The organism is Catenulispora yoronensis, from assembly GCF_039531695.1.
In the GTDB taxonomy this organism is placed as follows: domain Bacteria; phylum Actinomycetota; class Actinomycetes; order Streptomycetales; family Catenulisporaceae; genus Catenulispora; species Catenulispora yoronensis.
This window is the reverse complement of the sequence record NZ_BAAAQN010000055.1, coordinates 44,493-71,162: the sequence shown is the minus strand read 5'-3', so window position 1 is coordinate 71,162 and position 26,670 is coordinate 44,493. Positions and strand designations below refer to the sequence as shown.

General features: G+C 71.0%; 24 protein-coding genes. 9 read left to right on the top strand and 15 right to left on the bottom strand.

What is annotated here, in order from left to right; translation table 11 throughout:
- Nucleotides 1-3: 3 nt before the first annotated feature.
- Together ABD481_RS34760 and ABD481_RS34755 are read right to left on the bottom strand one after the other, a co-directional pair.
- The gene (locus ABD481_RS34760; protein ID WP_344670084.1) at nt 4-429 is read right to left on the bottom strand and encodes a DUF948 domain-containing protein; all 426 of its coding nucleotides are present in this window, start codon (nt 427-429) and stop codon (nt 4-6) included.
- A gap of 240 nt (nt 430-669) precedes the next feature.
- Nucleotides 670-2,085 carry a replication-associated recombination protein A gene (locus ABD481_RS34755; RefSeq protein WP_344670083.1) on the bottom strand — a complete coding sequence of 472 codons (1,416 nt, stop codon included), beginning with the start codon at nt 2,083-2,085 and terminating at the stop codon, nt 670-672.
- Nucleotides 2,086-2,158: 73 nt separating this feature from the next.
- Here ABD481_RS34755 and ABD481_RS34750 point away from each other — a divergent pair, with 73 nt between their 5' ends.
- The 4 genes from ABD481_RS34750 (at nt 2,159) to ABD481_RS34735 (ending at nt 5,156) form a co-directional block, all read left to right on the top strand.
- Nucleotides 2,159-2,944 carry a GNAT family N-acetyltransferase gene (locus ABD481_RS34750; RefSeq protein ID WP_344670082.1) on the top strand — a complete coding sequence of 262 codons (786 nt, stop codon included), beginning with the start codon at nt 2,159-2,161 and terminating at the stop codon, nt 2,942-2,944.
- A 12-nt stretch (nt 2,945-2,956) separates the two neighbouring features.
- Nucleotides 2,957-3,628, top strand: coding sequence for an ABC transporter ATP-binding protein (locus ABD481_RS34745; protein ID WP_344670081.1), 672 nt, complete (start codon nt 2,957-2,959; stop codon nt 3,626-3,628).
- A gap of 128 nt (nt 3,629-3,756) precedes the next feature.
- Nucleotides 3,757-4,548 (top strand): ABC transporter permease, encoded by a 792-nt coding sequence (locus ABD481_RS34740; protein ID WP_344670080.1) that lies wholly within the window; start codon nt 3,757-3,759, stop codon nt 4,546-4,548.
- A gap of 47 nt (nt 4,549-4,595) precedes the next feature.
- Nucleotides 4,596-5,156 carry a hypothetical protein gene (locus ABD481_RS34735; RefSeq protein WP_344670079.1) on the top strand — a complete coding sequence of 187 codons (561 nt, stop codon included), beginning with the start codon at nt 4,596-4,598 and terminating at the stop codon, nt 5,154-5,156.
- On the opposite strand, the gene ABD481_RS34730 is transcribed toward ABD481_RS34735, so the two are convergent.
- Both ABD481_RS34730 and yczR read right to left on the bottom strand, forming a co-directional pair.
- On the bottom strand, nt 5,134-5,703 hold the full coding sequence (locus ABD481_RS34730; RefSeq protein ID WP_344670078.1) for a GNAT family N-acetyltransferase: 570 nt from the start codon (nt 5,701-5,703) through the stop codon (nt 5,134-5,136). The genes ABD481_RS34735 and ABD481_RS34730 overlap by 23 nt on opposite strands.
- 23 nt (nt 5,704-5,726) lie before the next feature.
- Nucleotides 5,727-7,244, bottom strand: a complete 1,518-nt coding sequence (gene yczR, locus ABD481_RS34725; RefSeq protein WP_344670077.1) for a MocR-like transcription factor YczR — start codon at nt 7,242-7,244, stop codon at nt 5,727-5,729.
- 109 nt (nt 7,245-7,353) lie between these two features.
- Here yczR and yczE point away from each other — a divergent pair, with 109 nt between their 5' ends.
- Nucleotides 7,354-8,145: a membrane protein YczE gene (yczE, locus tag ABD481_RS34720; RefSeq protein ID WP_344670076.1), complete on the top strand. Its 792-nt coding sequence runs from the start codon at nt 7,354-7,356 to the stop codon at nt 8,143-8,145.
- A gap of 238 nt (nt 8,146-8,383) precedes the next feature.
- Here the strand turns inward: yczE and ABD481_RS34715 are convergent, their stop codons facing one another.
- The 5 genes from ABD481_RS34715 to ABD481_RS34695 all read right to left on the bottom strand — a co-directional run bounded on the left by ABD481_RS34715 (nt 8,384) and on the right by ABD481_RS34695 (nt 13,546).
- Nucleotides 8,384-8,851 carry a pyridoxamine 5'-phosphate oxidase family protein gene (locus ABD481_RS34715; RefSeq protein ID WP_344670075.1) on the bottom strand — a complete coding sequence of 156 codons (468 nt, stop codon included), beginning with the start codon at nt 8,849-8,851 and terminating at the stop codon, nt 8,384-8,386.
- Nucleotides 8,852-8,879: 28 nt separating this feature from the next.
- Entirely contained in the window at nt 8,880-9,638 is a 759-nt protein-coding gene (locus tag ABD481_RS34710; protein ID WP_344670074.1) for an SseB family protein, read from the bottom strand.
- A gap of 157 nt (nt 9,639-9,795) precedes the next feature.
- Nucleotides 9,796-11,577, bottom strand: a complete 1,782-nt coding sequence (gene aspS / locus ABD481_RS34705) for an aspartate--tRNA ligase (RefSeq protein ID WP_344670073.1) — start codon at nt 11,575-11,577, stop codon at nt 9,796-9,798.
- Nucleotides 11,574-12,833: a histidine--tRNA ligase gene (gene hisS / locus ABD481_RS34700; protein ID WP_344670072.1), complete on the bottom strand. Its 1,260-nt coding sequence runs from the start codon at nt 12,831-12,833 to the stop codon at nt 11,574-11,576. Before hisS ends, aspS begins: the two co-directional genes overlap by 4 nt.
- Nucleotides 12,834-12,850: 17 nt before the next feature.
- Nucleotides 12,851-13,546: an MBL fold metallo-hydrolase gene (locus tag ABD481_RS34695; RefSeq protein WP_344670071.1), complete on the bottom strand. Its 696-nt coding sequence runs from the start codon at nt 13,544-13,546 to the stop codon at nt 12,851-12,853.
- Between the two features lie 215 nt (nt 13,547-13,761).
- Between ABD481_RS34695 and ABD481_RS34690 the strand changes: the two genes are divergently transcribed.
- The 4 genes from ABD481_RS34690 to ABD481_RS34675 all read left to right on the top strand — a co-directional run bounded on the left by ABD481_RS34690 (nt 13,762) and on the right by ABD481_RS34675 (nt 18,310).
- Nucleotides 13,762-14,589 (top strand): peptidylprolyl isomerase, encoded by an 828-nt coding sequence (locus ABD481_RS34690; RefSeq protein ID WP_344670070.1) that lies wholly within the window; start codon nt 13,762-13,764, stop codon nt 14,587-14,589.
- Between the two features lie 196 nt (nt 14,590-14,785).
- Complete coding sequence (locus ABD481_RS34685) at nt 14,786-16,030, top strand: DUF349 domain-containing protein (RefSeq protein WP_344670069.1); 1,245 nt, start codon at nt 14,786-14,788, stop codon at nt 16,028-16,030.
- 595 nt (nt 16,031-16,625) lie between these two features.
- Nucleotides 16,626-17,180 (top strand): DUF3592 domain-containing protein, encoded by a 555-nt coding sequence (locus tag ABD481_RS34680; protein ID WP_344670068.1) that lies wholly within the window; start codon nt 16,626-16,628, stop codon nt 17,178-17,180.
- Between the two features lie 119 nt (nt 17,181-17,299).
- Nucleotides 17,300-18,310: a 2-hydroxyacid dehydrogenase gene (locus ABD481_RS34675; protein WP_344670067.1), complete on the top strand. Its 1,011-nt coding sequence runs from the start codon at nt 17,300-17,302 to the stop codon at nt 18,308-18,310.
- A gap of 59 nt (nt 18,311-18,369) precedes the next feature.
- Here ABD481_RS34675 and ABD481_RS34670 read toward each other — a convergent pair whose 3' ends face one another.
- The 6 genes from ABD481_RS34670 to yajC all read right to left on the bottom strand — a co-directional run bounded on the left by ABD481_RS34670 (nt 18,370) and on the right by yajC (nt 26,577).
- A complete protein-coding gene (locus ABD481_RS34670; RefSeq protein ID WP_344670066.1) occupies nt 18,370-18,915 on the bottom strand; it encodes a hypothetical protein in 546 nt (181 codons plus the stop codon).
- 45 nt (nt 18,916-18,960) lie between these two features.
- Complete coding sequence (locus ABD481_RS34665) at nt 18,961-21,315, bottom strand: RelA/SpoT family protein (protein ID WP_425559362.1); 2,355 nt, start codon at nt 21,313-21,315, stop codon at nt 18,961-18,963.
- An 806-nt stretch (nt 21,316-22,121) separates the two neighbouring features.
- Nucleotides 22,122-22,703: an adenine phosphoribosyltransferase gene (locus tag ABD481_RS34660; RefSeq protein WP_344670065.1), complete on the bottom strand. Its 582-nt coding sequence runs from the start codon at nt 22,701-22,703 to the stop codon at nt 22,122-22,124.
- Between the two features lie 87 nt (nt 22,704-22,790).
- Nucleotides 22,791-23,966, bottom strand: coding sequence for a protein translocase subunit SecF (gene secF / locus ABD481_RS34655; RefSeq protein ID WP_344670064.1), 1,176 nt, complete (start codon nt 23,964-23,966; stop codon nt 22,791-22,793).
- On the bottom strand, nt 23,966-25,846 hold the full coding sequence (secD, locus tag ABD481_RS34650) for a protein translocase subunit SecD (RefSeq protein WP_344670097.1): 1,881 nt from the start codon (nt 25,844-25,846) through the stop codon (nt 23,966-23,968). Before secD ends, secF begins: the two co-directional genes overlap by 1 nt.
- 266 nt (nt 25,847-26,112) lie before the next feature.
- A complete protein-coding gene (gene yajC, locus ABD481_RS34645) occupies nt 26,113-26,577 on the bottom strand; it encodes a preprotein translocase subunit YajC (RefSeq protein ID WP_344670063.1) in 465 nt (154 codons plus the stop codon).
- Nucleotides 26,578-26,670: the final 93 nt, after the last annotated feature.

The window sequence follows — 26,670 nt, the reverse complement described above, 5'->3', positions numbered from 1 at the left end:
GGGTCATCCCTTCTTCTTGTCGGCGCGGCGCGCCCGGCGGTCGGCCTTCAACTCGGCCTTGACGCGCTTGGCGACATCCTCGTTCTTGCGCGTCGTGATGGCCGCGCGCACACCATAACTGAACGAGGCCACCTTGACGAGCGGGCCGCCGATGGCCGATGTGGCGGTGCCGACCAGGCCGGAGATGTTCTTGGACATCGTCTCGACGTTGTCGGTGATCGCGTCGACCTTCACCAGCTGGTTGTTGCCGTTCTTGACGGTGTCGGTGATCTCGTTCAGGAGCGGGACGGTCTCCTGGGTGATGCCGGCGACCAGCCGAGTGGTCTCCTTCAGCACTTCGGCCAGACGCACCAGCACGAAGGCGAAGAAGCACACTCCCACCGCGAAGAAGATCGCGAAGATCAGTCCGACAATCGCTCCAGCGGACACCGCGGGCTCCCTGAGTTGTTTTTGGTATTGACGAAACGCTGTATGGAAACAGCACCCTATCGCGCGGGCCCGGGGGCCAGGCATCGGGATGGACGCCGGCGCGTGTGTCGAGTACAGCCTCTGCAAATCGGCCGGGAAGCGGCCGTGAGCACGTTGCCGCAGGTGGGACGATTCCGGCGATGAACCGGTACTGCTTTTACTAGTACGGCGTCTACTGCGGCTGACGGAGCACGGTTCGTATCAGTCTTTGTGCGAAACCTCGCCGGAGGTTTCCCGTCCCTCGCCGCCCAGAAGGGTTTTGACTCGATCGTAGACGTCGGAATAGCGGGCTTCGGCACCGTGCCGGGTCGGGTGGTAGTACTGGCGCCCCTGGACCGCGTCGGGTGCGTATTGCTGGGCCGCGACACCGCCCGGGACGTCGTGCGCATAGACATAGCCCTGCCCGTGCCCGAGCGTTTGGGCGCCCGAGTAGTGGGCGTCGCGCAGATGCGGCGGGACCGGCCCGGCCAGGCCCTTGCGGACGTCCTCCATCGCGGCGCCGATGGCCTTGACGGCGGAGTTGGACTTCGGGGCCAGTGCGAGATGGATCACAGCGTGGGCCAAGGTGATCTGCGCCTCGGGCCAGCCGATGAAACTGACCGCCTGCATGGCCGCGACCGCGATCTGGAGCGAGGAGGGATCGGCCATGCCGATGTCCTCGCTGGCCGAGATGACCAGGCGGCGCGCGATGAACCGGGGGTCCTCCCCGGCCTCGACCATGCGGGCCAGGTAGTGCAGCGCGGCGTCGGCGTCGGAGCCGCGGACCGACTTGATGAACGCGGAGGCGACGTCGTAGTGCTGGTCGCCGTCGCGGTCGTAGCGGACCGCGGCGCGGTCGACGGCCTGCTCCAGGATGTCGAGGGTGAGCGGCGCCGGTCCGTCGGCGCCCGGCGTCCCCGGCTTCGTCGCCTTCCTCGGCGCGGCCAGCGCTCCGGCGGCGCCGGCTTCGAGCGCGGTGAGGGCGCGGCGGGCGTCGCCGCCGGCGATGCGCAGCAGATGGGTCTCGGAGTCCTCGGGGAGCGAGACCTTGCCGGCCAGACCGCGCTCGTCGGCGACGGCCCGGTGCACGACTTCGCGGATGTCGTCGTCGGTCAGCGGTTGCAGCGTGAGCAGCAGCGAGCGGGACAGCAGCGGCGAGATGATCGAGAAGTGCGGGTTCTCGGTGGTGGCCGCGACCAGGGTCACCCAGCGGTTCTCGACGGCCGGGAGCAGCGAGTCCTGCTGGGCCTTGGAGAACCGGTGGATCTCGTCGAGGAACAGCAGGGTCTCGCGGCCGTACATGCCCAGTTCGCGCTTGGCCCGCTCGACGACCGCGCGGACCTCCTTGACGCCGGCGTTGATCGCGGAGAGCTCGGCGAAGGTGCGCTCGGTGGCGTTGGCCAGGACGTAGGCGAGCGTGGTCTTGCCGGTGCCGGGCGGCCCCCAGAGCAGGATCGAGGAGGGGACGGTCACCCCGTCCCCGGCCTGCACCAGGCGCCACAACGGCGAGCCCGAGCGCAGGAGGTGCTTCTGGCCGACGATCTCGTCCAGGGAGCGGGGGCGCATGCGCACGGCGAGCGGCGCCGAGGTGCGGGCCTGCTCGGTTCCGGCTTCCTCGAACAAGTCCAGCTGTTCCACGTCACGACCTTAACGCCCCGGGGTGACAGGGCGGTCGGCGCCGCCGGCGCGGTGATCGGCCAGAATGATCGACGTGGACATCGCGGAGATACGGCGGCTGGAGTCGGCCGAGGAACTGTTCGCCCTGGCCGGGGGCGATTACCTGCTGCGGACCGACGCCTCTCCGGAGGAGTCGCTGGCCGACCAGGGAGTCGCCTGGTACGCGCCCGACGGGACCTTCGCCTTCGGCGGATCGGCGGACGGGCCCGGGCTGGTGGACTGGCTGACCGTGATCGGTACGGTGGACTCGGCGAACGTCATGCTCCGGCACGCGCTGGGCGACCTGGCGCGCGCGCCGCACGGGTTCAGCGTTCCGCGCGGGGCGGACCTGAGCGGCCTGGAGTTCTCCGAGCCCGAGGAGTGGGACTACATGGTCTTCGACCCGGCGTGGGGCCTCGCCATCGCGGCGCAGCCCGGCGAGGAGCGCGTCGAGGAATTGCTGCCGTCCCCCGAGGCGGACGCCGAGATCGGCGACTTCCTGAAGGTGGCCAATCCCGCGCACTCGGCGAAGCCCGGCTGGGACGCGATCCAGACGTGGGGTGTGGTCCGCGGCGCCGACGGATCGCTGCTGGCCTGCGGGGCGTACTGCCGGCGCTCCGGCGGCAACGGCTACCTGGCCTCGATCGGCACGCATCCGGACGTCCGCGGCCAGGGGCTCGGCGCGGCGGTCTCGGCGTGGCTGACGCGGCGGTCGCTGGACCGGGGCGACGGCTTCTGCTCGCTGGGGCACTGGTACCCGAACGAGCCGGCGCGCCGGATCTACGCGCGGCTGGGGTACCGGACCACCCACCAGATGGCCAGCGGACGCCTGGCCGGCTGAGGCGGTGGCGCGGTGAGCCGGTTCGAGCTGCGGGACGTCACCGTCCGCCGGGGCGGGCACCTCGTCGTCGACCGCGTGACGGCGACGATCACCCCGGGCCGCTGCACCGCCCTGGTCGGGCCGAGCGGCGCCGGGAAGTCGACCCTGCTGCGGCTGTTCAACCGGCTCGACGACCCGACCTCGGGCTCGGTGCTGCTGGACGGCGCGCCGATCGAGTCGCTCGACGTGCTGAAACTGCGGCGGCGGGTGGGGCTGGTCGGCCAGCGGCCGGTGCTGGTGGCCGCGACGGTGCTGGAGGAGCTGCGGGTCGGGGCGCCGAGCCTGGCGCCGGAGCCGGCGCAGGAGCTGCTGGCCCGCGTGGGCCTGCCCGGCTCGATGCTCGAACGGGCCAGCAGCGCCTTGTCCGGCGGCGAGGCGCAGCGCGTGTGCCTGGCCCGGACGCTGGCTGTCGGGCCCGAGGTGCTCCTGCTCGACGAGCCGACCTCGGCGCTGGATCCGGTGGCGGCGGCGGCCGTCGAGGAGACCCTGTGCGGGCTGCTCGGCGACGGGATGACAGCGATCCTGGTGAGCCACAGCGCCGAACAGGTGCGGCGGATGGCCGACGACGCGTTGGTGCTGCGGGAGGGCCGGCTGGTGGAGAGCGGGACGGTGGCGGCGGTCGGGTATGTCAATGGCCATGATTAAGTCGGCGCGGATGCCGCTGGACAGGCGACTCGCCGGAAGCGAGGCCCGATAGCCATGGCCATCGTTGAGCCGGTGCGGATGCCGCTGGTCAGGCAACTCTTGGGAAGCGAGGCCCGATAGCCATGGCCATGGCTGAGCATGCCGCTGCTGCCGCCGCCGTGAGTTCGCCGGCGGTTCCGGCGTGGACCGGGGTCGCGCTGTCGGTCAGCCTGGTGCTGGTCGCGGTGGTCATCGCGTGGCGGCAGCATCTCGGGCTCGCACGGGAGATCGTGATCGCCTCGGTGCGGGCCGGGGTGCAGCTGCTCGCGGTGGGCGCTGTCCTGCTGTTCCTGTTCGAGCACGCCGGGCTGCCTGGGGGCTTCGCGTGGCTCGGTGTCATGGTCGTCATCGCGGGGCAGGTCGCGGGTCGGCGCGGGGCCGGGCTGCACCGGGCGCGGTGGGTGGCCACCGCCGCGATCGGTGGCGCGGCCGCCGTAACGCTCGGTGTGCTGCTGCTGTTCGGCGTCGTGCAGTCCGAGCCCCGGGTGGTGGTGCCGGTCGGCGGCATGGTCGTCAGCGGGTCCATGCAGGCGGCCGGGGTGACCTTGGCGCGCATGGTGGCCGAGGCCCGGCAGCAGCGCCCGGTCATCGAGGCCCGATTGGCGCTGGGCCTCAGCGGCGCCGAGGCCTTCGCCGCGCATCGGCGGGAGCTGCTGCGGACTTCTTTGATGCCGACGCTGGACGCCACCAAGGTCGTCGGGCTGATCAGCCTGCCCGGGGCGATGACCGGGCTGATCCTGGCCGGGGTGTCGCCGGAGGTCGCCATCCGGTATCAGATCGTGGTCATGTACATGTTGGTGGCGGCGGCGGTGATGGCCGCCCTGGGGGCGGCGGAGCTGGGCCAACGCATGTTGTTCACGCCCGCGCACCAACTGCGGTAGCTGGACCTTAATCTGACTCTCAGAGTGGTCTGTCTACGATCCGCACCATGAGTACCCCTAGCACTGATGTGACCACCGACGAGGTGGATGAGATCGTCCCCGAGCTCGTCGACGAGGACCTGCTGCTCCTCGACGACGACGAGGGGGACGCGGGCGAGCTGGTCGGCGGGGCCGCCGAGGACGCCGCGCCGGCCGCCGAGTCCGGGTCCGGCTCCGTGATCGCGGCCGGGGCGGCCGCGGTGACCGCCGCCGGACTGGCCCTGGTGTCGCTGACCGGCAGCTGGCTGGGCAACGTGCTGGCCCAGCGGCAGACCCTGCTCGGCCAGATCGCCTCCGCCAACGCGACGGCGGACAAGATCATCAAGGAGCAGTACGCCAACCCGTGGCACCGGACGGCGTTCGTCAGCATGGGCTTCGCGGTCGCGGCCGTGCTGGTCGCGGCGGCGACGCTGGTCGTCGGCCGGTTCGTCGTCCGCAGCCAGCCGCCGGTGTGGGTGCGCGCGCTGGCCTGGGGCGCGCTGGCCATCGGCATCGTGGGCATCGGCGTCTCGGCGGCCATGTACTTCGACGTCTTCGCCGGGACGATCACCGTTCCGGCTGGGAGCTGACCCACTGGTCCACGGTGAGTTCGTAGCGTACTTCCCCGTGCTCGGAGCCCTCGATGGGTTCCAGGTCGGGGAAGTACGTGTCCACATGGGTCATCCCGAGCTTCTCCATGACATGGCGTGAGCCCGCGTTCACGAACATGGTGTCGGCCCACACCAGGCGGACTCCCAGCTCGGTGAACCCCTTGCGCAGCAGCGCCCTCGAACCCTCGGTGGCGTAGCCGCGGCCCCAGGCGGCCTGCCGGAGCCGATACCCGAGCTCCACCTCGTCCAGAGGCCCATCAGGCCCGGGCCGCAGAATGAACCAGCCGATGAAGGCTCCGCCGTCCTTCTCGAACGCGGCGACCAGGCCGAGCTTCCCGTCCCACTTCGCATAGCCGGCCAGGATGTTCGGCAACTGCTTCTCGCGGACAGTCTCCGGCGCGGTGGGCTCCCCACCGGTCAGATAGCGCATCACCGCCGGGTCGCTGTCCAGCTCGATGAGCAGATCGGCGTCGTCGGCGGTGAAGAGGCGCAGCGTCAGGCGCTCGGTCTCCAGATAAGGTTCCACGGACCGATCCTGGCGCAGCCCGCTCAGGCGACCCAGCGGTTTTCGTCCGGGAGCGGCGGCAGGGCCGTCTCGCAGCGGAAGGCCGAGGCCAGGCGGCGCACCGCCTCGCGCAGGGTGTCCTCGGGCAGCGTGTACGGAATGCGGATCCGGTGCTCGAACGTCCCGGGGTCGACGCCGAACTGCGGGCCTCCGACCACCCGGACCCCGAACGCGGCGGCGCGCCCGGCGAGCTCGGAGGACGACGGCTCCCCCAGGTCCACCCACAGCGACAAGCCGCCGGGCGGCGTGCGCCAGGACCAGTCCGGGAGCTCGGCGGCCAGCGCCTGCTCCAGGGCCGCGCGCTGGCGGCGCAGCAGGGTCAGCCGCTCCTCGACGACGCCCTGGCCCCGGCGCAGCAGCGCCACGGCGATGATCTGGTCCAGCACCGAGCCGGCCATGTCCATGGCGACGCGCTGGCCCGCCAGCTCGGTGGCCATCCGGGGGCTGGTGCGGATCCACCCGATGCGCAGGCCGCCCCAGTGGCTCTTGGACATCGACCCGACGCTGATCACCTGCTCGGCGGCGGCCCGCGACACCGACGCCGGGAACGGCGGGGGCGTGGGGACGTCCAGGGCCATGTCCGAGACGGTCTCGTCGTTGATGATCCAGGTCCCGGCGGCCCGGGCCGCCTCGGCCGCCTCGGCGCGCCGCTCCTGCGACATCAGCGCCCCGGTCGGGTTCTGGAAGTCCGGGATCAGGTAGGCCACGCGCGGGGCGGCCTGGCGCAGCTGCGCGGCGAGCACGTCGGACTCGATGCCGTCCTCGCCGATCGGGACCGGCACCGGCCGCATGCGGGCCCGGCGCATCGCCTCGATGCTGTTCGGATAGGTGGGGCTCTCCACCACCACCCGGTCCCCCGGCCCGCACAGCAGGCCCAGGGCCAGGACGTTGCCGTGCTGGGCGCCGGAGGTGATGACGATCTGGTCCGGGGTGGTGGGCAGGCCGCGCGCGCAGTAGCGCTCGGCGATGACCTCCCGCAGCTCCGGCCAGCCGGCGTGGTAGTAGCCGGTGTTGGCGGTCAGGGCGGCGATCGCCGGCGCGCACTCCGCGAGCACCTCGGTCATCAGCGCCGCGGGCATGCCGAAGGAGGCGCACGACAGGTCGATGGCCACGTCGGCGCCGCCGGGCTGGCTGGGCAGCAGCCAGCCGCCGAAGCCGGCCGGGCCGGCGCCGGGCGGCAGCATGGTCCAGGTGCCGGAGCCGCGGCGGCTCTCCAGGAAGCCTTCCTCGCGCAGCAGGTCGTAGGCGGCGGTGACGGTGGTGCGGCTCAGGCCCAGGGCGGCGGCCAGGTCGCGCTCGGCCGGGACCCGGGTGCGCAGCGCGATCCGGCCGTCCAGGATCAGGGCCCGGACACTCTGCGCCAGCGCGCGGTAGGCCGGGCGGCGCTCGGGATCGGCGGCGGCCTCGGGGCCGCCGAGGTGGGAGACCTCGCGGACCAGCCGCGCCAGGCGGGTGCTGCCCACCGTGCGGTCGGTCGTCACCAGTTCCATCGGACCGGCCATGCCACCCTCCCTCGATTGGCCCTACAGGCAAGGCCACTTGGCCTCAATACTGATGGAAGTGGCCCGCTTCGGCAAGGAATCGGGGCCGGTTTTTCCAGGGGAGGCAGGCATGAGCACGGTGTTGTCCGACCGGGCCGAGCGCGACGCGGCCGCCGGCCGCGAGGACCGGATCGCCGAGCCGGTGCCGGTCCTGGCCGGGCTGCGGGCCGGACTCGGCTGGTTGGTGGCCTTGATCCCGCGCGACCGCCGGGCGCACCGGCTGGTGCAGCTGGAGCTGGGCCTGGTGCTGTACGGCGTCAGCGACGGCATGATCCTGATGTCCGGCCTCGGGGCCAATCCGTGGGACGTCTTCCACCAGGGCCTGGCCAAGCACGTCGGGATCCAGGTCGGCACCATGACGATCCTGGTCGGCGCCGCGGTGATGCTGCTGTGGATCCCGCTGCGGCAGAAGCCCGGCTTCGGCACCATCAGCAACGTCCTCGTGATCGGCCTGGCCATGAACGCCGCGATGGCCTGGATGCCGACGCCGCACACCTGGTGGCTGCGCTGGACCGAGATGCTCGGCGCGGTGGCCCTGAACGGCGTCGCCACCGGGGCCTACATCGGCGCCGGCATGGGCCCCGGCCCGCGCGACGGCCTGATGACCGGCTACGCCGCCCGCGGCCACTCGGTCCGCGTGGTGCGGACCTCGATGGAGCTGACGGTGCTGGCCTCCGGCTGGCTGCTGGGCGGCACGGTCGGGTTCGGCACCGCGGCCTACGCGCTGCTGATCGGGCCGCTGGCGCACCAGTTCATCCCGCTGCTGGCGATCAAGCCGAAGGGCGGGGACGCTGTCGGACGCCGACCCGCTCAGGCCCCGCGGCTGGGCACCGGACGGCTCGCGGGCCCCGACAACTGCTGAGTGCCGCCGAGTACTGCCGAGCGCCGCTGGAAACCGCGGGGTGCCGCTGTACTCGTAAGAATCCGGAGCGCGTCGTCCCCGGTGGGGCCGGGGACGACGCGCTCCGGCGCTCTCCCTGCTTTCTGCTCGCTGCGGGCGGAACTAATCGGAATCCGCGCCGAATCCGCGATGGATCAGCAATGGATCAGCAATGAATCCGGGCCGAGCGCATGCCGAGTCCGGGCAAAAGCCGCGCCGATCAGAAGCCGCGGACCTTGGCCGGCCGGATCCGGGTGGCCACCGAGTAGGGCGCCATCGCCTCGCCGACCGAGCTCTTGAAGTACTTCGCCGCCCGGTCGCGGTACTTCTCCTCGAACCCCGGGACCTCGCCGGCCCCCGGATGGTCCGTCGCCAGGAACTCCACGTCCCCGGTGAAGACCATCACCTCCAGATCGTGCACACCGCCGTCGAAATGCAGCGCGACGGTGGGCCGCTCGCGCATCGAGCGCAGCCGGGCGGCGCTGTCCCGATGGAAGATCAGGAAGCTGCCGTCGCCCCAGGCGTCGCCCTCGTCGGGCTCCCACAGGAACCACACCGGATTCGGTTGCGGGACGCCCGCGCTGTTGACCGTGACCAGCCAGACGATCTCCTCCTGGCGGAGCCGGCGGCGGGTCACGGCACCGAAGTCGGTCGCCGGATCGGGCAGCACGTGCGCGGCGTCAGTCATACCGCCACGATAACCATGGGGCCTGTTACTAAGAGATCAGTTTCAGGACGGCCTGGCACAGGTCGGTCGGCAGCACGAAGGAGTCGGTCTCCGTCATGTTCAGCACGACGCCCTCGACCCCGTCGTAGTCGGCCAGCTGGAACAGCGCCTTGGCGGCCATCTCGGCCCCGCCGGTGACGCCGCCGTCCCGCTTCTGGTGGTCCATGAACAGGTCCGGCGCCGTGAACGCCATGACGTGGTTGCCCCGCGGCTGCTCCATCGTGACCACGCGCGGCCGCCCGGTCTCGTCCACCGGCACGATGTAGTGCTCGAAGGCGGCCAGGCGCGGGCCGAGGTCTTCCGTGCTCTCCAGCAGCGCCGCCTCCACCAGCACGGCGTCGATCCACCGGGCCAGGTAGTCCAGCAGCTCGTCGTCGACGCCCATCAGGAACTCCTGCTCGGCCGGCGCGGCCGGATTCACCCGCACCTCCGAGGCGGCCCGGGTCAGCGCGCCGAACAGCTCGGTCCCGGGCACCGGACCGCCGGCCGCCGCGAACGCGGCCCCGGCGTCGATCGCGGCCTGCACCTGGTCCGGGCCGGTGAACAGCCACAGCCGGCCGGGCCCGGGCGCCTGCCCGAGGGCGGGCGTGGGGATCATGCGGTCGTAGACCTTGCGCTCCGGAAACGCCTCGTTCAGCCACAGCATCGGCGCGTACCAGCCGTCGTGCGCGAGCAGCGCCCGCACCACGTCGCTGCGCGAGGCGTGCCCGCCCGCGTAATCGGCCAGAACCTCGGTCACAGGTGCCATGCGCAGCCCTCTTCGCTGTGGAAACCGGTGTGGAAACCGGTGCAGAACGTCCCGCCGGCGCCAGTCAATCAGGGTTCGTCGACGGACGACAAGAGCGGGCCGGGGATCGCTCCCCGACCCGCCCGAACGCCTGGTCCCGGTGGGTGTCCGCGACCGCTCAGCCCTTGGCGGCGGCCTTGTCGCCCTTGGGCTCGTGGACCGCGTCCACCCCGGCCTCCTTGCGCTGCGCCGCGGTGATCGGCGCCGGCGCGCCGGTCAGCGGGTCGCCGCCGGTGGCGGTCTTGGGGAACGCCATCACGTCCCGGATGGTGTCCGCCCCGGTCAGCAGCGCGACCAGGCGGTCCAGGCCGAAGGCGATCCCGCCGTGCGGCGGCGGGCCGTAGTTGAAGGCCTCCAGCAGGAAGCCGAACTGCGACTGCGCCTCCTGCGAGGACAGCCCGATCGCGTCGAACGCCCGCTCCTGCACGTCCTTGCGGTGGATACGGATCGACCCGCCGCCCAGCTCGGTGCCGTTGAGCACGAGGTCGTAGGCGTTGGACAGGGCCGAGCCCGGGTCCTTGTCGAAGGTGTCCAGACTCTCCGCGGTGGGCGCGGTGAACGGGTGGTGCACCGCGTGCCAGCCGACCTGCTCGCCCGAGGCGTCCTCGATCGGCTCGAACATCGGGAAGTCGACGACCCACAGGAACTTCCACGCGGCCTCGTCGATCAGCCCGCCGCGCTTGCCGATCTCCAGCCGGGCCGCACCCAGCAGCTCCTGGGAGGCGGTCCGCTTGCCGGCGGCGAAGAACACCGCGTCGCCGGGCTTGGCCCCGACCTTGTCGGCCAGGCCGGCCAGATGCGCCTCGGACAGGTTCTTGGCCACCGGGCCGCGCAGCTCGCCGCTCTCGGCGTCGATGACCACGTAGGCCAGGCCCCGGGCACCGCGCGCCTTGGCCCAGTCCTGCCAGCCGTCCAGCTCCTTGCGGGTCTGCGCGGCGCCGCCGGGCATCACCACGGCGCCGACGTAGGGCGCCTGGAAGACCCGGAACTCGGTGCCGGCGAAGTACTCGGTCAGCTCGGTGAGCTCCTGGCCGAAGCGCACGTCGGGCTTGTCCGAGCCGAAGCGGGACATCGCCTCGTGGTACCGCATCCGCGGCAGCGGCAGCGGGATCTCGACGCCCAGCGTCTCCTTCCACACCGCGGCCACGATCGCCTCGCCGACCTTGAGGATGTCCTCCTGGTCCACGAACGACGCCTCGACGTCCAGCTGGGTGAACTCCGGCTGCCGGTCGGCCCGGAAGTCCTCGTCCCGGTAGCAGCGGGCGATCTGGTAGTAGCGCTCCAGGCCCGCGACCATCAGCAGCTGCTTGAACAGCTGCGGGGACTGCGGCAGCGCGTACCAGGTGCCGGGCTGCAGGCGCACCGGCACCAGGAAGTCCCGCGCCCCCTCGGGGGTGGAGCGGGTCAGCGTCGGGGTCTCGACGTCGAGGAAGCCGTGCTCCTCCATGACGTCCCGGATGACCTTGGTCGCCTTGGAGCGCATACGCAGCGCCCGCGCCATCGGCTCCCGCCGGATGTCGAGGTAGCGGTACTTCAGCCGCATCTCCTCGTTGAGGTTCGAGCTCTTGTGCTCGTCGATCGGGAACGGCAGCGGCGCGGCCGGCGAGAGCACGTCGACGGTCTCGACCACGACCTCCACCTGCCCGGTCGGCAGATCCGGGTTCTCGTTGCCCTCCGGCCGCACCCGCACCTCGCCGGTGGCGGTGACGCAGTACTCGTTGCGCAGGTCGTGCACGGACTCGCTGTCCCGCACCACGACCTGCACGAAGCCGGAGGCGTCGCGCAGGTCCAGGAAGGTGACGCCCCCGTGATCGCGCCGGCGGGCGACCCACCCGGCCAGCGTGACAGTGGTGCCGGCATCGGACGCACGGAGCGTCCCCGCCTCGTGGGTGCGGATCACTTCAGCTTCTCCTGAATGATGGTGAGGATGTCGGCGAGCGGAACAGACTCCTGCTCGCCAGTCGCCAGTTCCTTGATCTGGATGACGTTCTCTGCGATGTCCCGCTCACCGAGCACCAGCGCGTAGCGCGCGCCGGAGCGGTCGGCGGCCTTCATCGCGGCTTTGATGCCTTTGTTGCCGTAGGCGAAGTCGGCGGCGATGTTGGTGCGGCGGAGGGTGGTGACGAGGTCGAAGAGGCGGCGCCGCGCCTCGTCGCCGAGCGGCACGGCGAACACCGACAGCGGCTCCACACCGGACAGCTCGACGCCCTCGGCCTCCAGCGCGAGCGCTGTGCGGTCGACGCCGAGCGCCCAGCCGACCGACGGCAGGCTCGGGCCGCCGAGCTCCTCGGACAGGCCGTCGTAGCGGCCGCCACCGCCGATCGCCGACTGCGAGCCCAGACCGTCGTGCACGAACTCGAACGTGGTCCGGGTGTAGTAGTCCAGGCCGCGGACCAGTTTGGGGTCGTCGACGAAGGCCACTCCGGCCTCGGTAAGCAGGGTGCGGACTTCTTCGTGGTAGGCGCGGCAGGTGTCGCACAGGTTGTCGATCATCAGTGGCGCGTCGACCAGCTGCTTCTGAACGGAGTCGCGCTTGTCGTCGAGCACCCGGAGCGGATTGATCTCGATCCGGGCCCGGGTCTCCTCGTCCAGGTCCAGGCCGCGCAGAAACTCCTGGAGCTTGGCGCGGTAGACCGGCCGGCACTCCTTGTCGCCGAGGGAGTTCAGCAGGATGCGGTAGTTGCGCAGCCCGAGGTCCTTGAAGGCGTCGTCGGCCAGCACGATCAGCTCGACATCCAGCGCCGGGTCCTCGGCGCCGATGGCCTCGCCGCCGACCTGGGAGAAGTGCCGGTAGCGGCCCTTCTGCGGCTTCTCGTACCGGTAGTAGGAGCCCGAGTAGTAGACCTTGATCGGCAGCCCGGCCCGCGGCATGTTCGCCTGCAGGACCGCCCGCAGGGTGGAGGCGGTGCCCTCGGGGCGCAGCGTCACCTCGTCGCCGCCCTGGGTGGTCCAGGAGAACATCTCCTTGGTGACGATGTCGGTGCTCTCCCCGACCCCGCGCTTGAACAGCGCGGTCGCCTCGAACGTGGGGGTCTCGACGTAGCCGTATCCGGCGCGCCGCAGCGGCGCCGCCATCGCCTCGCGCACGGCGACGATCCGCTCCGCCTGGGGCGGGAGCAGGTCGAACGTGCCCTTGACGGTCTCGTAAGTGCTCATGATGTCTGTGGGTATCCCTACATGCCGCGGGGTTTCACCGACAGCGGCGCGGCTTCCGTCAGGAACGGGTTCGTGGCGCGCTCGCGGCCGATCGTGGTCTGGGGGCCGTGGCCGGACAGGACGACGGTCTCGTCCGGCAGCGGCAGGCAGACGCGGGCCAGTGACGCCAGCAACTCTTCGCGGCTTCCGCCTGGGAGGTCCCAGCGGCCGACCGCTCCGGCGAACAGGAGGTCCCCGGTGAACAGCACGTGGGGGATGTCCTGCAGGCCGGGAGTCCGGAACGTCACTGAGCCCCTGGTATGGCCGGGGGCGTGGTCGACGGTGATCTCCAGGCCGGCCAGGTCCAGCACCACGCCGTCGGTGAGCTCCTTGACGTCGTCGGGCTCGGCGAACTCCAGCTTCCCGAACACCGGCGTGCCCGGGGCGATGCCCAGCCACTTCTGCGGGTCGCTCAGCATTTCGCGGTCGCCGGGGTGCACGTAGGCCGGGACGCCGTGGTCGCCGCAGACCGGGACGACGGACATGGTGTGGTCCAGGTGGCCGTGCGTCAGCAGGACGGCGACCGGCTGCAGCTTGTGCTCCCGGACCACCTCCTCGACGCCGGCGACGGCGTCCTCGCCGGGATCGATGATCACGCACTGCTCCCCGGCGCCGGGCGCCACGAGATAGCAGTTCGCACCCAGGCTTCCGGCTGGGAATCCGGCGACAAGCACGCGCGCCCCACACTTCGGTCAGCGGTCGAGAGATTTCCCTACGCAGATTACCGGCGGCGACGGGCCCTAAGCGAACTCATTGGAAGCTCACAGCTGATTTCTAGGGAATGCACCGTACACTGTCCCGCTGGAGCTTGGATCACCCCATATCCCGCTCCTCATCAGACTCGACACGACCTGGCCGACAAGGTCGACCACTTCCCGGAGGCGAATCGGTGACCAGCAAGGACCGTCAGCGAGAGCTCGAGCGCGCCCGTTACGAGCGCGTCCAGGCCCGCCTTGCCGAGCAGCAGCAGGCCGCCAAGAAGCGCAACATCATCACGGCCGCCGTCGCCGCTGTCGTGGTCGTCGGGATAGGGATCGGCGTCGCGGTTCTGACCAGCGGCAACGGCGACAAGGCGAGCCCGGCGGCCGGCTCGACGCCGACGACGTCGGCCCCGACCACGGCGGACAGCACCGCCGCCACCCCGGACGCGAGCCCGAGCTCCAGCGCCGAGAAGGTGGGCTACACCAAGACCGGCCAGGCCTCCAAGGACGTCGGCGTGCCGACCTACGACGCGGCCGAGGCGGCCAAGCCGTACACCGCGACCCTCCACTTCAGCTCCGGCGACCTCACGTTCGACGCGCTGACCACGAAGGCCCCCTACACCACGTACTCCTTCGAGTACCTGGCGAAGAAGGGCTACTTCGACAACACCAAGTGCCACCGGCTCACCACGCAGGGCATCTACGTGCTCCAGTGCGGCGACCCGAGCGCCACCGGCAGCGGCGGCCCCGGCTACCAGTTCCAGGACGAGAACCTGACCGGCGCCACCTACCCGGCCGGCACCATCGCCATGGCGAACGCCGGCCCGGGCACCAACGGCAGCCAGTTCTTCATCGTCTACAAGGACACCCAGCTGCCCGCCAGCTACACCCCGTGGGGCAAGATCACCGGCGGCCTGGACGTGGTCACCAAGATCGCCGCGGGCGGCGAGGACACCGGCTCCGGCGACGGCAAGCCGAAGCTGCCGGCCGACATCAAGAGCGTGACGATCAAATAACCCCCGCGGGCGGTGGCGGGCACGGGCCCGCACCGGGCCCGGACGGCGCTTCGACGCCGGAACGTGACGCGGGCCGTCCCCCACCCGGGACGGTCCGCGCTATTGTGTCCCACTGGATGACCGGGATCCGGATCCGTGCAGGTGTATGTGGCGGACCCGTCAGCCGACACCCGGTTCGAGAACTTGGAGGCTCATCGTGGGCGAGGCACCGGAGGCTTGGGGCCGGGTCGCCGAGGACGGCACCGTCTACGTCCGGACCGCCGACGGCGAGCGGCAGGTCGGCTCGTGGGCGGCGGGTTCCCCGGACGAGGCGCTGGCCTACTACCAGCGCAAGTTCGACGGTTTGAAGGTCGAGGTCGACCTGATCGCCAACCGGCTGAAGCAGTCGGGCCCCTCGGCGCCGTCCCCGAAGGACGCCCTGGACAAGATCGGCAAGCTCCGCGAGCAGATCACCGGCGCGGCCGCGGTCGGCGACCTGGACGGCCTGCTGGCCCGCCTGGACGGCCTGGTGGAGCTGGCCGAGCAGCGCCGCGCCGAGCACCGCGCGGCGCGCGAGCAGCAGCAGGCCGACGCCCGGCAGGCCAAGCAGGCGCTGGCCGAGGAGGCCGAGCGGCTGGCGGTCAGCACCGAGTGGCGGGTGGCCGGCGACCGGATGAAGGTGCTGCTCGACGAGTGGAAGGCGGCGCCGCGGCTGGACCGCAAGACCGACGACGAGCTGTGGCACCGCCTGTCGCAGTCCCGCTCGGCCTTCGCCAAGCGCCGCAAGCAGCACTTCGCCGAGCTGGACCAGCAGCGGGTGCAGATCCGCTCGCACAAGGAGCGCCTGATCGCCGAGGCCGAGGCGCTGCAGGACAGCACCGACTGGAACATCACCGCCGGCCGCTTCCGCGACCTGATGGGCGAGTGGAAGACCGCCGGCCGGGCCCAGCGCGACGTCGAGGACGAGCTCTGGAAGCGCTTCAAGGCGGCGCAGGACACCTTCTTCGCGGCCCGCAACGCCGTCCTGGACGAGCGCAGCGGCGCCGAGCGCGAGAACCTGGCCGCCAAGGAGGTGCTGGTGGTGGAGGCCGAGGCCCTGCTGCCGATCACCGACCACCGCGCGGCCCGCACCGCCCTGCGCTCCCTCAACGAGCGCTGGGAGGCCATCGGCCCGGTACCGCGCGACGCCCGCCAGCGCATCGAGGGCCGGCTCCACACCGTGGACCGCGCGATCGCCGACGCCGAGGCGGCGGAGCTCTCGCGCAAGGACCCGGAGAAGCGGGCCCGCGCCGAGGCCACGGTCGAGCAGCTGCGCACGGCGATCGCGAAGCTCCAGACGCAGGCGGAGAAGGCGCGGGCGGCGGGACAGGAGAAGAAGGTCGCCGAGGCGGAGGCTTCGATCGCGGCGCGGCAGGAGTGGCTGACGGAGGCTGAGAAGGCGCTGGCCGAGTTCACTCGGTGAGGGTTGGGGTGGGGTGGTTGGTTGGTTGGGCCGCCGGCTCGGCTGGTTGGGCTGGCTCGGTTGGTTGGGCTGGCTCGGTTGGTTGGGCCAGATCCGGCGGCTCGATCGGCTCGGTTGGTTGGGTCGGCACGGTTGGTTGGGCCAGCTCGGTTGATTGGGCCGCTGGCTCGGCTGGTTGGGCCGGACCAGGCGGCTCGGTCGGCTCAGCTGGTTCGGCTGGTTCGGCTGCTTGCGGTAGTTCGGTCGGCTGGACTGCTTGTGGCGGCTCGATCGGCTCGGCTGCTTCGGCTGCTCACAGTGGTTCGGTCGGCTGGACTGCTTGCGGCGGCTTGGCTGACTCAACTGCTTGCGGCGGCTCGCTCGGCGGCTCGACTGCTTGCGGAAGCTCCGTCGGCTCTGTCCGTTCCACCGGCTCTGTCCACTCCGCCAGCTCCAGCCACTCGGCTGGTCAAGGTGTAAGGCCCGGCGTCCGGGTGCGCTCCTGAGGGAGGGCGCCCGGGCGCTTTTTCGCGTCAGCCCGGCCACCGGCTGGCGCGGCATGGCACTTCGGCCGACGGGCTACATTCCGTCTCCGGTGATCGCTAAGGTGTGCGACGTGCGGATGCGAGTCCTGGCGCGGACGTTGTCTCCGGCGCGTAAGGGGTTGATCGTGGCGGTCGCCACGTATCTCGCGATGCTGCTCGCATTCCTTGTCAGCGGTCAGGGCACCAGGGCCGCGCTGTGGCTCGTCACCGGTGGATTCGGGCTGCTGGCCGGAGGCCTGCCGTGGATGCTGCTGGCGCTGTGCCGGGACTACGTCGTGAACCCGGCGGCGCTGTGGCGCACCGTCGTGGTGGAGGGCGTGGCGACCTCCGAGGGGTACACCGTGCCGCCGCATCCGTCCGACGAGAGCTTCGTGCTGCACCGGGTCTACGAGTTCACGACGCTGCACGGGGAGAAGCGGCGGGCCGGCAGCCGGGCGACGTTCCGGGAGACGCCGGAGGGCAAGGTGGGGATCCGGTACGACCCGCGGCGTCCGACCGACATCTGGCCCGCGCGGGTGGCGCCGGCGACGGCCGCCGCCGGGGTGGTGCTCGCGGTACTGATGCTGACGGCGGCGATGTTCGCGTTGAGCGGGGCGGTGGGATTCGGGACGGCTACTTTCACCTAGTTTCCCAGCCTGACGTCCGCCTGCGGGATCGAGGTGGCACCGCTCCTCGGCCCCTCCCCCATCGCCCGAACGCCCCGGCCCGGCGGGCGCCCGCTCCGCTCCGGCCGTAGTCATGAACCATGGCCCAGGCTGACGAAGTCCTCGCATTCGGCGTCCAGACCCGCGACGAGCGCGCCATCCTGGAGTCCGCCTTCGCCGGCCGCTACCCGCTCCGCTGCCTGGACGTCGTGCTGAACGAGGACACCGCACCGCTGGCCGACGGCTACGAGGTGGTCAGCGCCAGCGTCAACGCCGACCTGTCGGCCCCGGTCCTGCGGCGGCTCGACACCGGCGGCACCAAGGCCGTCTGCCAGCGCTCGACCGGCTTCAACAACATCGACCTCGACGAGGCCGAACGCCTGGGCCTCTACATCGCCCGCGTCGACTACTACTCCCCCTACTCGGTCGCCGAGTTCGCCTGGACCCTCGCCCTGGGCCTGGACCGCAACCTGCCCCGCGCCACCATCCGCACCCGCGACTTCGACTTCCGCCTCGACGGCCTCCTGGGCCGCGACGTCCACGGCCGCACCATCGGCGTGATCGGCACCGGCAAGATCGGCGAGAGCTTCGCCCGCATCGCCGCCGGCTTCGGCGTGACCCTCCTGGGCTGGGACGCCCGCCCCAACCCCGCCTGCGAAGCCCTGGGCCTGACCTACGTCCCCCTTCCCGACCTCCTGGCCGCGAGCGACGTGATCAGCCTCCACGTCCCCCTCCTCCCGGAGACCCACCACCTGATCGACGCCCCGGCCCTGAGCACCATGAAACCGGACGCCCTCCTGATCAACACCTCCCGCGGCGGCCTGATCAACAGCGAAGCCCTGGTCAAAGCCCTGAAAGAGCACCGCCTCGGCGGCGTGGCCCTGGACGTCTACGAGGAGGAGGCCGGCGTCTTCTTCTACGACCGGAGCCACGAGGTGGTGGCCGACGACGTCCTGGCGCGGCTGATGACGTTCCCGAACGTACTCGTGACTTCGCACCAGGCGTACTTCACGCGCGACGCGGTGGAACAGATCGTGAACACGACCCTGGCGAACGTCGACGCGTACTACGCGGGGCGGAGGACGGCGGCGACGTTGGTGCCGCGGGGGTGAGGGGGTGAGGGGGTGAGGGGGTGAGGGGTGGGTCGGGTCTCGGGGGGCGGGTCGAGGAATCAGTCGACGTCGAAGATCTCGGCGGCGGTGGTCGCGGTGATAGCACGGTCAAGCCAGGTGTTGAGCTGGTCCGCGTCACTGCACACGCTGTACAACGCCCGCTGTTCCTGGCTCACGCGGATCTCTCGCCGATCAAGAATTTGGTTGATCGCAGTAATGAGCCCCTCAGCGACTCCTTCGGCACGCCCTTCAGCGACTCCCTCAGCACGCCCCTCATCCCGCAACATCCGCGAGAAAGACGACCGGTAGAAAGAACTGTCCAACGTCATCATCTGCCTCCAGATCGCACCGGCCGGGGTGTCCTCCAGGCCGACAAGTGTGAGTTCGGCCGGGTCGTGCGCAGTGTGTCGATACGCGGCTCCAGGGCGGATTTCCGTCACGTCGTCAGAGATGACCGACAACGTGTCGGGGGCCGGAACATCCAGTCCCAGTACGCGAAAAGTCGCCTCGCGCGAAGAACCGACCATAGCTGGGACGATAACCGCCGCGAGTTCATGCTTTCGAGCGGCATCGGTCACTTTCGCCGAACGTGCGAATTCGCTCAAGGTTTCGGCACGGCTGCCGCCGCCCAGCCGCCCAGCCGCCCCTACCTACCCATGCTTCGCACTAGTCACCCGATAAACATCAAACACCCCTTCAACCCCCTTAACCGCCTTCAACACCGCCCCCAAATGCGCCGGATCCGCCATCTCGAACGTGAACCGCGAGATCGCCACCCGGTCGCGGCTCGTCGTCACCGACGCCGACAGGATGTTCACATGCTGGTCCGACAGCACTCTCGTCACGTCCGACAGCAGTCGGGACCGGTCCAGGGCCTCGACTTGGATCGCGACTAGAAACATGGACGCCCCACCCGGCGACCATGACACCTCCACCATTCGTTCGGGCTGGGCGGCCAGCGATTCGACGTTGGAGCAGTCGGCGCGGTGGACGGAGACGCCCGAGGCGCGGGTGATGAAGCCGATGATCTCGTCGCCGGGGACGGGGGTGCAGCAGCGGGCGAGTTTCACCCAGATGTCGTCGGCGCCCTTCACCAGGACGCCCGGGTCGCCGGAGGGGCGGGCCTGGCCGCGGCGGGACAGCTTCTCGATGTTGCCCGGGACGGTGGCCTCGGCCAGGTCCTCGGTCGCGCCCTCCTCGCCGCCGAGCAGGTGCAGCAGGCGGTGCACCACGTGCTGGGCCGAGACGTGCCCCTCGCCGATCGCCGCGTACAGGGCGCTGATGTCGGCGTGGCGCAGGTCGTGGGCGACGGTGGCCAGGGACTCGGAGGTCATCAGGCGCTGGAGCGGCAGCCCCTGTTTGCGCATGGCCTTGGCGAGCTGCTCCTTGCCCTGCTCGACCGCCTCCTCGCGGCGCTCCTTGGTGTACCACTGGCGGATCTTGTTGCGGGCGCGGGGGGAGGCGACGAAGGACAGCCAGTCGCGGCTGGGGCCGGAGTTGGGCGCCTTGGAGGTGAAGATCTCCACCACGTCGCCGTTGTCCAGGCGGCTGTCCAGCGGGACCAGGCGGCCGTTGACGCGGGCCCCTATGGTGTGGTGCCCGATCTCGGTGTGGACCGCGTAGGCGAAGTCGACCGGGGTGGAGCCCGAGGGCAGCGCCATCACCATGCCCTTGGGCGTGAAGACGTAGACCTCGGCGGTGGACAGGTCGAAGCGCAGCGCGTCGAGGAACTCGTTCGGGTCCGCGGTCTCCTTCTGCCAGTCCAGCAGCTGCCGCAGCCACGCCATGTCGCCGCCGGGGTTGGTGCCGGCGCCGTTGGACGGCTTGCGGACGCCCTCGACCGCGTCCTCCTTGTACTTCCAGTGCGCCGCCACGCCGTACTCCGCGCGCCGGTGCATCGCGAAGGTGCGGATCTGCAGCTCCACCGCCTTGCCGCCGGGGCCGATCACCGTGGTGTGCAAGGACTGGTACATGTTGAACTTCGGCATCGCGATGTAGTCCTTGAACCGGCCCGGGACCGGGTTCCACCGCGCGTGGATGGCGCCGAGCGCCGCGTAGCAGTCGCGGACCGAGTCCACCAGGACCCGGATGCCGACCAGGTCGTAGATGTCGGCGAAGTCGCGGCCGCGGACGATCATCTTCTGGTAGACCGAGTAGTAGTGCTTGGGCCGGCCGGTGACGGTGGCCCGGATCTTGGCCTCGCGCAGGTCGGTGTGCACCGCGTCGATGACCTGGCTCAGGTACTCCTCGCGCTTGGGCGCGCGCTCGGAGACCAGGCGCACGATCTCGTCGTACATCTTCGGGTAGAGGATGGCGAACGCCAGGTCCTCCAGCTCCCACTTGATCGTGTTCATGCCCAGCCGGTGCGCCAGCGGGGCGTAGATCTCCAGCGTCTCGCGGGACTTGCGCTCCTGGCTCTCGCGCTTCATGTAGCGCATGGTCCGCATGTTGTGCAGCCGGTCGGCGAGCTTGATCACCAGCACCCGGATGTCCCGGGCCATGGCCACGACCATCTTGCGCACGGTCTCGGCCTGCGTGGCCTCGCCCAGCTTCACCTTGTCCAGCTTGGTGACGCCGTCGACCAGCAGCGCGATGGTGTCGCCGAAGTCGGCGCGCAGCATGTCCAGCGTGTAGTCGGTGTCCTCGACGGTGTCGTGGAGCAGCCCGGCGCACAGCGTCGGCACGTCCATGCCCAGCTCGGCCAGGATGGTGGTGACGGCCAGCGGGTGCGTGATGTACGGGTCGCCGCTCTTGCGGCGCTGGCCGCGGTGGTGCTTCTCGGCGATCGCGTACGCCTGCTCGACCGGCTTCAGGTCGGCCTTCGGGTGATTGGCCCGGATGATCTTGAACATCGGGTCCAGCACCGGCGGCGGTCCTCCGCTGCGGGTGCTGCCCAGGCGCGCCAGGCGCGCGCGGACCCGGCTGGAGCTGGGCCGCGAGGAACCGGTGCGGTCGACGGCGACCGACGGCGCCGGGACCGGCGGCGCGGTCGGCAGCGTCGGCACGGCCGGGGCCTTGGCGGCCTGCGGCTGCGGCGAGGGCCGCGAGGCGGACGGCGGCGGCGCGGTCCGGGGAGCTATGGCCGAGGGCGCCGAACCGGCCTGCGCGGCGGAAGTGGAGCCGGAGGAGCCGGCCGAACCTGAAGAGGGAGAAGCAGCTGAGGAGCTTGAGGAACCTGAGGAGCTGGAAGAACCTGAGGAGCTTGAGGAACCCGAGGAGCTCGAAGCACCTGCGGAGCCCGAGGAGGAAGCGGGCCCAGAAACAGCAGCGACTGAAGGCGAACCCGCACCGCCGGACTTCGCCGACGGCCCTGACCGCCCTGCCGGCCCGTTCTGGCCACCGGAGGCCGCCGCACCGCCCGAAGCGCCCTTGGCGCCGCCGGCCGACCCGGAAGCCGCACCAGCGCCATTCTCGGCCGCACTCGCGCCGGCCTCACCGGAGCCCGAGCCGGAACCGGAACCAGAACCGCCGCCAGAGCCGGAGCTCCCGCCAGAACCAGAACCAGAACCAGAACCAGAACCAGGGTGAGAACCAGAACCGCCACCGGAACCCTTGCCGGCCCCGGCACCGCCCCGCCCCTTCTTCCGCTCATCCCCCGCAGCGGATCCCCCGCCGCGCCCCGACGTGGCAGCAGCCCCGTTCGCGCCAGCTCCCGGCTCCCGGCCCGCGGCTCCGCCGCCGGCCGCGCCGGATCCGGACGTCGTCCCGACCTGCTCCTTCGTCGTCAAGCGCGACCCCTCTCACGTCGGTGGGTGTGCCAAGTGTAACGACCTCTGTCTTGACATTGTTTCCCACTCCTGCGATCGGCAGGTCACACCAGCAGCAACGTGTGGATCCCGGCCTCGGGGACGGACGCCGCGAAGCGGTCGCGGCCGGCCAGGAAGCCCAGCTCCATCAGCACCGACAGGCCCACCGGCACCGCGCCGGCGTCGCGGACCAGCTTCGCGGCCGCCACGGCGGTGCCGCCGGTGGCCAGGATGTCGTCGACGATCATGACGCGCTCGCCGGGCTCGAAGGCGTCGCGGTGCACCTCTATGGTCGCGGTGCCGTATTCGAGCTGGTAGTCCTCGCGGAAGGTGGCGCGCGGCAGTTTGCCGGCCTTGCGCACCGGGACGAAGCCGACGCCGGCCGCCAGCGCCACCGGGGCGGCCAGTATGAAGCCCCGGGCCTCCAGCCCGGCCACGCGGGTGGCCCCGGACGCCCGCACCTGCTCGGCCATCGCGCCCACCACGGCGCCGAACGCCGCCGGGTCGCCGAGCAGCGGGGTGATGTCCTTGAACACGACGCCCGGCTGCGGGTAGTCGGGGACGTCGAGAATGCGAGTGGCGAGGACCTGGTCCAGAACCGGAGGTTCCAGAAGGTCCCCGCCACCGGGGTTTTCGGGGAAGCTCACCGAGTGAGCTTACCCCGCGCTCTCATCGTCCCCGCGCCGCTCGCGACGCGGGGAGCGCGCTGAGGGCCGAGCTGTCGGAGCGGCGGATCAGCGCCGCTTCCCGCTGGGCCGGTTCCGGCCGCGGTCGCCCCGCACCGGCTGGTTCCGCGGCCCGCGCGGCAGGTCCCGCGGCGTGGTCTCGGGGATCTCGTCCAGTTCCTCGCCGTCCTCGCCGTCCGCGTCGCCGCCGAGGTAGGACCCCGGCACCCGCTCCTGCACCGGGACCGTGCGCTCGGCCCGGGCCGCGGCCTTGGCCTGCGCGCCGGCGGTCTTGCGCTTGAGCGCGCGCATCTCCGGCTCGCGCTCCTTCAGGTCGGCCAGCAGCGGGGTGGCGATGAAGATCGAGGAGTAGGTGCCGACCGCGATACCGACCAGCAGCGCCAGCGCCAGGTCCTGGAGCACGCCCGCGCCGCCGACCAGGGTGCCGGCGAACAGCAGCGCGGCCACCGGGATCAGGGCGATCAGCGAGGTGTTCAGCGACCGGATCAGGGTCTGGTTGACCGCCAGGTTCGCGGCCTGGGTGTAGCTCAGGTCGGTCTTGGAGCTGCCCAGGCCCTTGGTGTTCTCCCGGACCTTGTCGAACACCACGACGGTGTCGTAGAGCGAGTAGCCCAGGATGGTCAGGAAGCCGATCACGGTGGCCGGCGAGACCTCGAAGCCGACCAGCGCGTAGATGCCGGCCGTGATCACCAGGTCGTGGGCCAGGGCGATGACGCCGGACAGCGCCATCTTCCACTCGTAGAACACCGCCAGGTAGATCAGCACCAGCACGACGAAGATCACCAGACCCTCGATCGCCTTCTGGGTGATCTCGTGGCCCCAGGAGCCGGAGACCAGGTTGGTGGTGATCTCGTTCGAGTCCTTGACCCCGGCGTCCTTGGCGATGACGTCGCGGACCTTGGTCTGCTCCTCCGGGGTCAGCGGCGTGGTCTTGACGATCACGTGCCGCTTGCCGACCACGTCGGCGACCTGCACCGTCGGGTCCTTGCTGATCTCCGCGACGTGGGTCTTGACGGTCTCCACGCTCAGCGTCTCGGACTTGACGTCGAACTGCGAGCCGCCGCGGAAGTCCAGGCTGAACTTCAGCCCGAAGATCAGCAGCGAGGCCACCGAGACCAGCAGCAGCACGCCCGAGACGGTGTACCAGCGCTTCTGCTTGCCGATGAAGTCGTAGGAGACCTCGCCGCGGTACAGGCGGTTGCCCCAGCTGTTGGAGGCGGACATCAGGCTTCCATCCCTTCCGCAGAGCCCTGGCGGCGGGCGGCGGCGCGGCGGTCGACGATCGATTGGCGCAGGCCCGGGGACTTCTTGACGCCCAGGCGGTTCGGGTCCAGACCGGACCAGGGGTGGCCGTCGGCGAAGAACTTCCGGCGGGCGAGCAGGGTGACCACCGGCTTGGTGAACATGAACACCACGATGATGTCCAGCAGGGTGGTCAGGCCCAGGGTGAACGCGAAGCCCTTCACGGTGCCGACCGAGACCTCGTAGAGCACGAAGGCGGCCAGGAAGGACACGAAGTCCGAGGAGATGATGGTGCGCCGGGCCCGGGTCCAGCCGTGGTCCACCGCGGTGCGCAGGGACCGGCCCTCACGGACCTCGTCGCGCAGTCGTTCGAAGTAGATGACGAACGAGTCCGCGGTGATGCCGATGGCCACCACCAGACCGGCCACGCCGGCCAGCGAGAGCCGGAAGCCCATCGCCGGGCCCAGCAGGGTGGCCAGCGCGTAGGTCAGGACCCCGGAGATCACCAGCGAGGCGACGGCCACCACGGCCAGGCCGCGGTAGTAGACCACCAGGTACAGGATGACCAGCGCCATGCCGATCGCGCCCGCGATCAGGCCGGCGGTCAGCTGGTTGCCGGCCAGCGAGGCCGAGATCTGCGAGACGTCGCCCTGCTCGAAGGTGATCGGCAGCGAGCCGTACTTCAGCACGTTGGCCAGGTTCTCGGCCTCCGACTGGGTGAAGGTGCCGGTGATCCGGGCGTTCCCGTCGGTGATCGGGGTCTGCACGGTGGCCGCGCTGTAGACGGTGCCGTCCAGGTCGACCGCGAAGCTGCCCTGGTTCTGGTACAGCAGCGTGGTGACCGCGCCGAAGTCCTTGGCGCCCTTGCCGTTGAAGGACAGGTCGACTTCCCAGGCCCCGGTCAGGATGGCGTTCGCGCCGCCGGCCTGCTCGGCGTTGGCCGAGGCGCCGGACAGGTCCTTGCCGTCGACGTCGGCCGGGGCCAGCAGGTAGGGGATGTGCCGGGTGAAGTCACAGCCGACCGCGAACTTCTCCGGGCCGAACAGGCTGCCCAGGTCCGACGGCGGGTGCAGGCAGTCGATGGTCGAGTACAGCGCCAGCACGTCGGCGCTGGGCTGCGCCTCCTTCGGCGTGCCGTCCGGGGTGACGTCCGGCGGGCCCGAGGAGCTCGGGGCGGCCGGCGTGGCCGCCGGGGTGGTGGCGCCGGAGGCCGGGGCCGTGGAGGCGGCCGAGCCGGAGGAGCCGGCGCTCGCCGTGGCGGTGCCCGAGGGCGTGGCCGGCGCCGAGGAGCTGCCGGTCGGGTTCGAGGACGGAGCCTCGTCGGCGGCCTTCAGACCGGAGTCGGCCACCCGGTGCTGGCTGCTGGTGGCCCCGGAGGTCGGGGTCGTGGCCTTGGCACCGGTGCTGCTGCCGGCGGCCGGAGTGGCCGAACCGGACGGCGAGGCCGTACCGGTGGCCGTGCCCGAGGGGCTGGCGCTGCCGGACGGGGTCGCCGAGCCGGACGGGCTGCTGCTCGGCGAGGTCGGCGTGGCGGCCACCGGGGCTGGCGTGGTGCGCTCGGCCACCCCGTAGGCGGTCGGGTTCGGCACCACGATCCGGAAGTAGAGCTTGGCGGTCTGGCCCAGCTGCTTGAGCATTTCCGAGGAGTTCTTGCCGGGCACGTCGACCTGGATCGCCTTGCTGCCCTGCTTGGTCACCTCGGCCTCGGAGACACCCTGGCCGTTGACCCGGTTGCGCATGATCTGCAGCGCGGTGTCCATGTCGGCGGCCGACGGGGTGCCGCCCTTGGCGGTCATCGTCATGGTGGTACCGCCGGCCAGGTCGATGCCCAGCTGCGGCGCGCGGTGCCCGGTGCCGATCATGGTGCCCACGAGGACCATGATCACGGCGGCCAGCACCGTCAGGGGGGTCCATGGGCTCGTCTTGCGGTTTCGGGACCGCGGAGCCTTCGATCCGGCCAAGGGATTCGTCCGTCTCTTCGTGTCGTGTCGTGATCCGTCGCCGGCGCGTCGGTCACACCCCACGCCGCCCGCCGCCTCGGCCCGGTTGGCATCCGGGACGGCGGTGCGACCTTACAGGTTTTCGCTGAGCAAGCCTTCTGTCTTGTGAAGCCGTTCCGTGCCGGGGGTTACGGCTTCGCGACGGGCTCGGCGTCCTTGGCCGTCGCGACCGGGACCGCGTCGGCCTCCGGCTCGGCGTCGGCCTCGGCCGCGAGGCCGTCCGCGTCGTGCGTCGCTTCGTGCGTCGCGTCCGGCGTTCCGGCGTCGGCCGGGACGTCGCCGATCCCGCCGGGCGTCGGCGCGTCGGCACCGTCCTCGGCGCCCTCCTCCTCGTCGGCCATGATGATGCCGACGATCGCGGGCTTGCCGAACTTGATCCGCGTGCCGGGGGTGGTCTCCACGATGGCCCAGTCGTCGCCGACCTCGACCACGGTGCCCATGATCTGGGCGGTGGTCCGCACCTGGGCGCCGGGCTGCAGGTGGTCGAGCAGATTCACCTGTTGCTGCCGGGCGCGCTTCTGCGGCCGGATCATCATGAAGTAGAACATGGCCCCGATCAGGACGATCCAGATCAGGAAGACGGGAGATCCCATGGTGTCGCTGGTCCTTGGTGAAGACCGCCGGCGCCGGGCCGGGAGGTCGCTGGTAGGCGGTGGGGGGCACCGCCCGACTCGCGGAGTTTATGC

Bases quoted from the DNA above. Each gene is read 5' to 3' on its own strand.
- ABD481_RS34740 (WP_344670080.1), top strand. From the start codon at position 3,757: ATGGCTGAGCATGCCGCTGCTGCCGCCGCCGTGAGTTCGCCGGCGGTT.
- ABD481_RS34735 (WP_344670079.1), top strand. From the start codon at position 4,596: ATGAGTACCCCTAGCACTGATGTGACCACCGACGAGGTGGATGAGATC.
- yczR (WP_344670077.1), bottom strand. From the start codon at position 7,244: ATGGCCGGTCCGATGGAACTGGTGACGACCGACCGCACGGTGGGCAGC.
- yczE (WP_344670076.1), top strand. From the start codon at position 7,354: ATGAGCACGGTGTTGTCCGACCGGGCCGAGCGCGACGCGGCCGCCGGC.
- ABD481_RS34715 (WP_344670075.1), bottom strand. From the start codon at position 8,851: ATGACTGACGCCGCGCACGTGCTGCCCGATCCGGCGACCGACTTCGGT.
- ABD481_RS34710 (WP_344670074.1), bottom strand. From the start codon at position 9,638: ATGGCACCTGTGACCGAGGTTCTGGCCGATTACGCGGGCGGGCACGCC.
- hisS (WP_344670072.1), bottom strand. From the start codon at position 12,833: ATGAGCACTTACGAGACCGTCAAGGGCACGTTCGACCTGCTCCCGCCC.
- ABD481_RS34675 (WP_344670067.1), top strand. From the start codon at position 17,300: ATGGCCCAGGCTGACGAAGTCCTCGCATTCGGCGTCCAGACCCGCGAC.
- secF (WP_344670064.1), bottom strand. From the start codon at position 23,966: ATGTCCGCCTCCAACAGCTGGGGCAACCGCCTGTACCGCGGCGAGGTC.
- secD (WP_344670097.1), bottom strand. From the start codon at position 25,846: ATGATCGGCACCGGGCACCGCGCGCCGCAGCTGGGCATCGACCTGGCC.
- yajC (WP_344670063.1), bottom strand. From the start codon at position 26,577: ATGGGATCTCCCGTCTTCCTGATCTGGATCGTCCTGATCGGGGCCATG.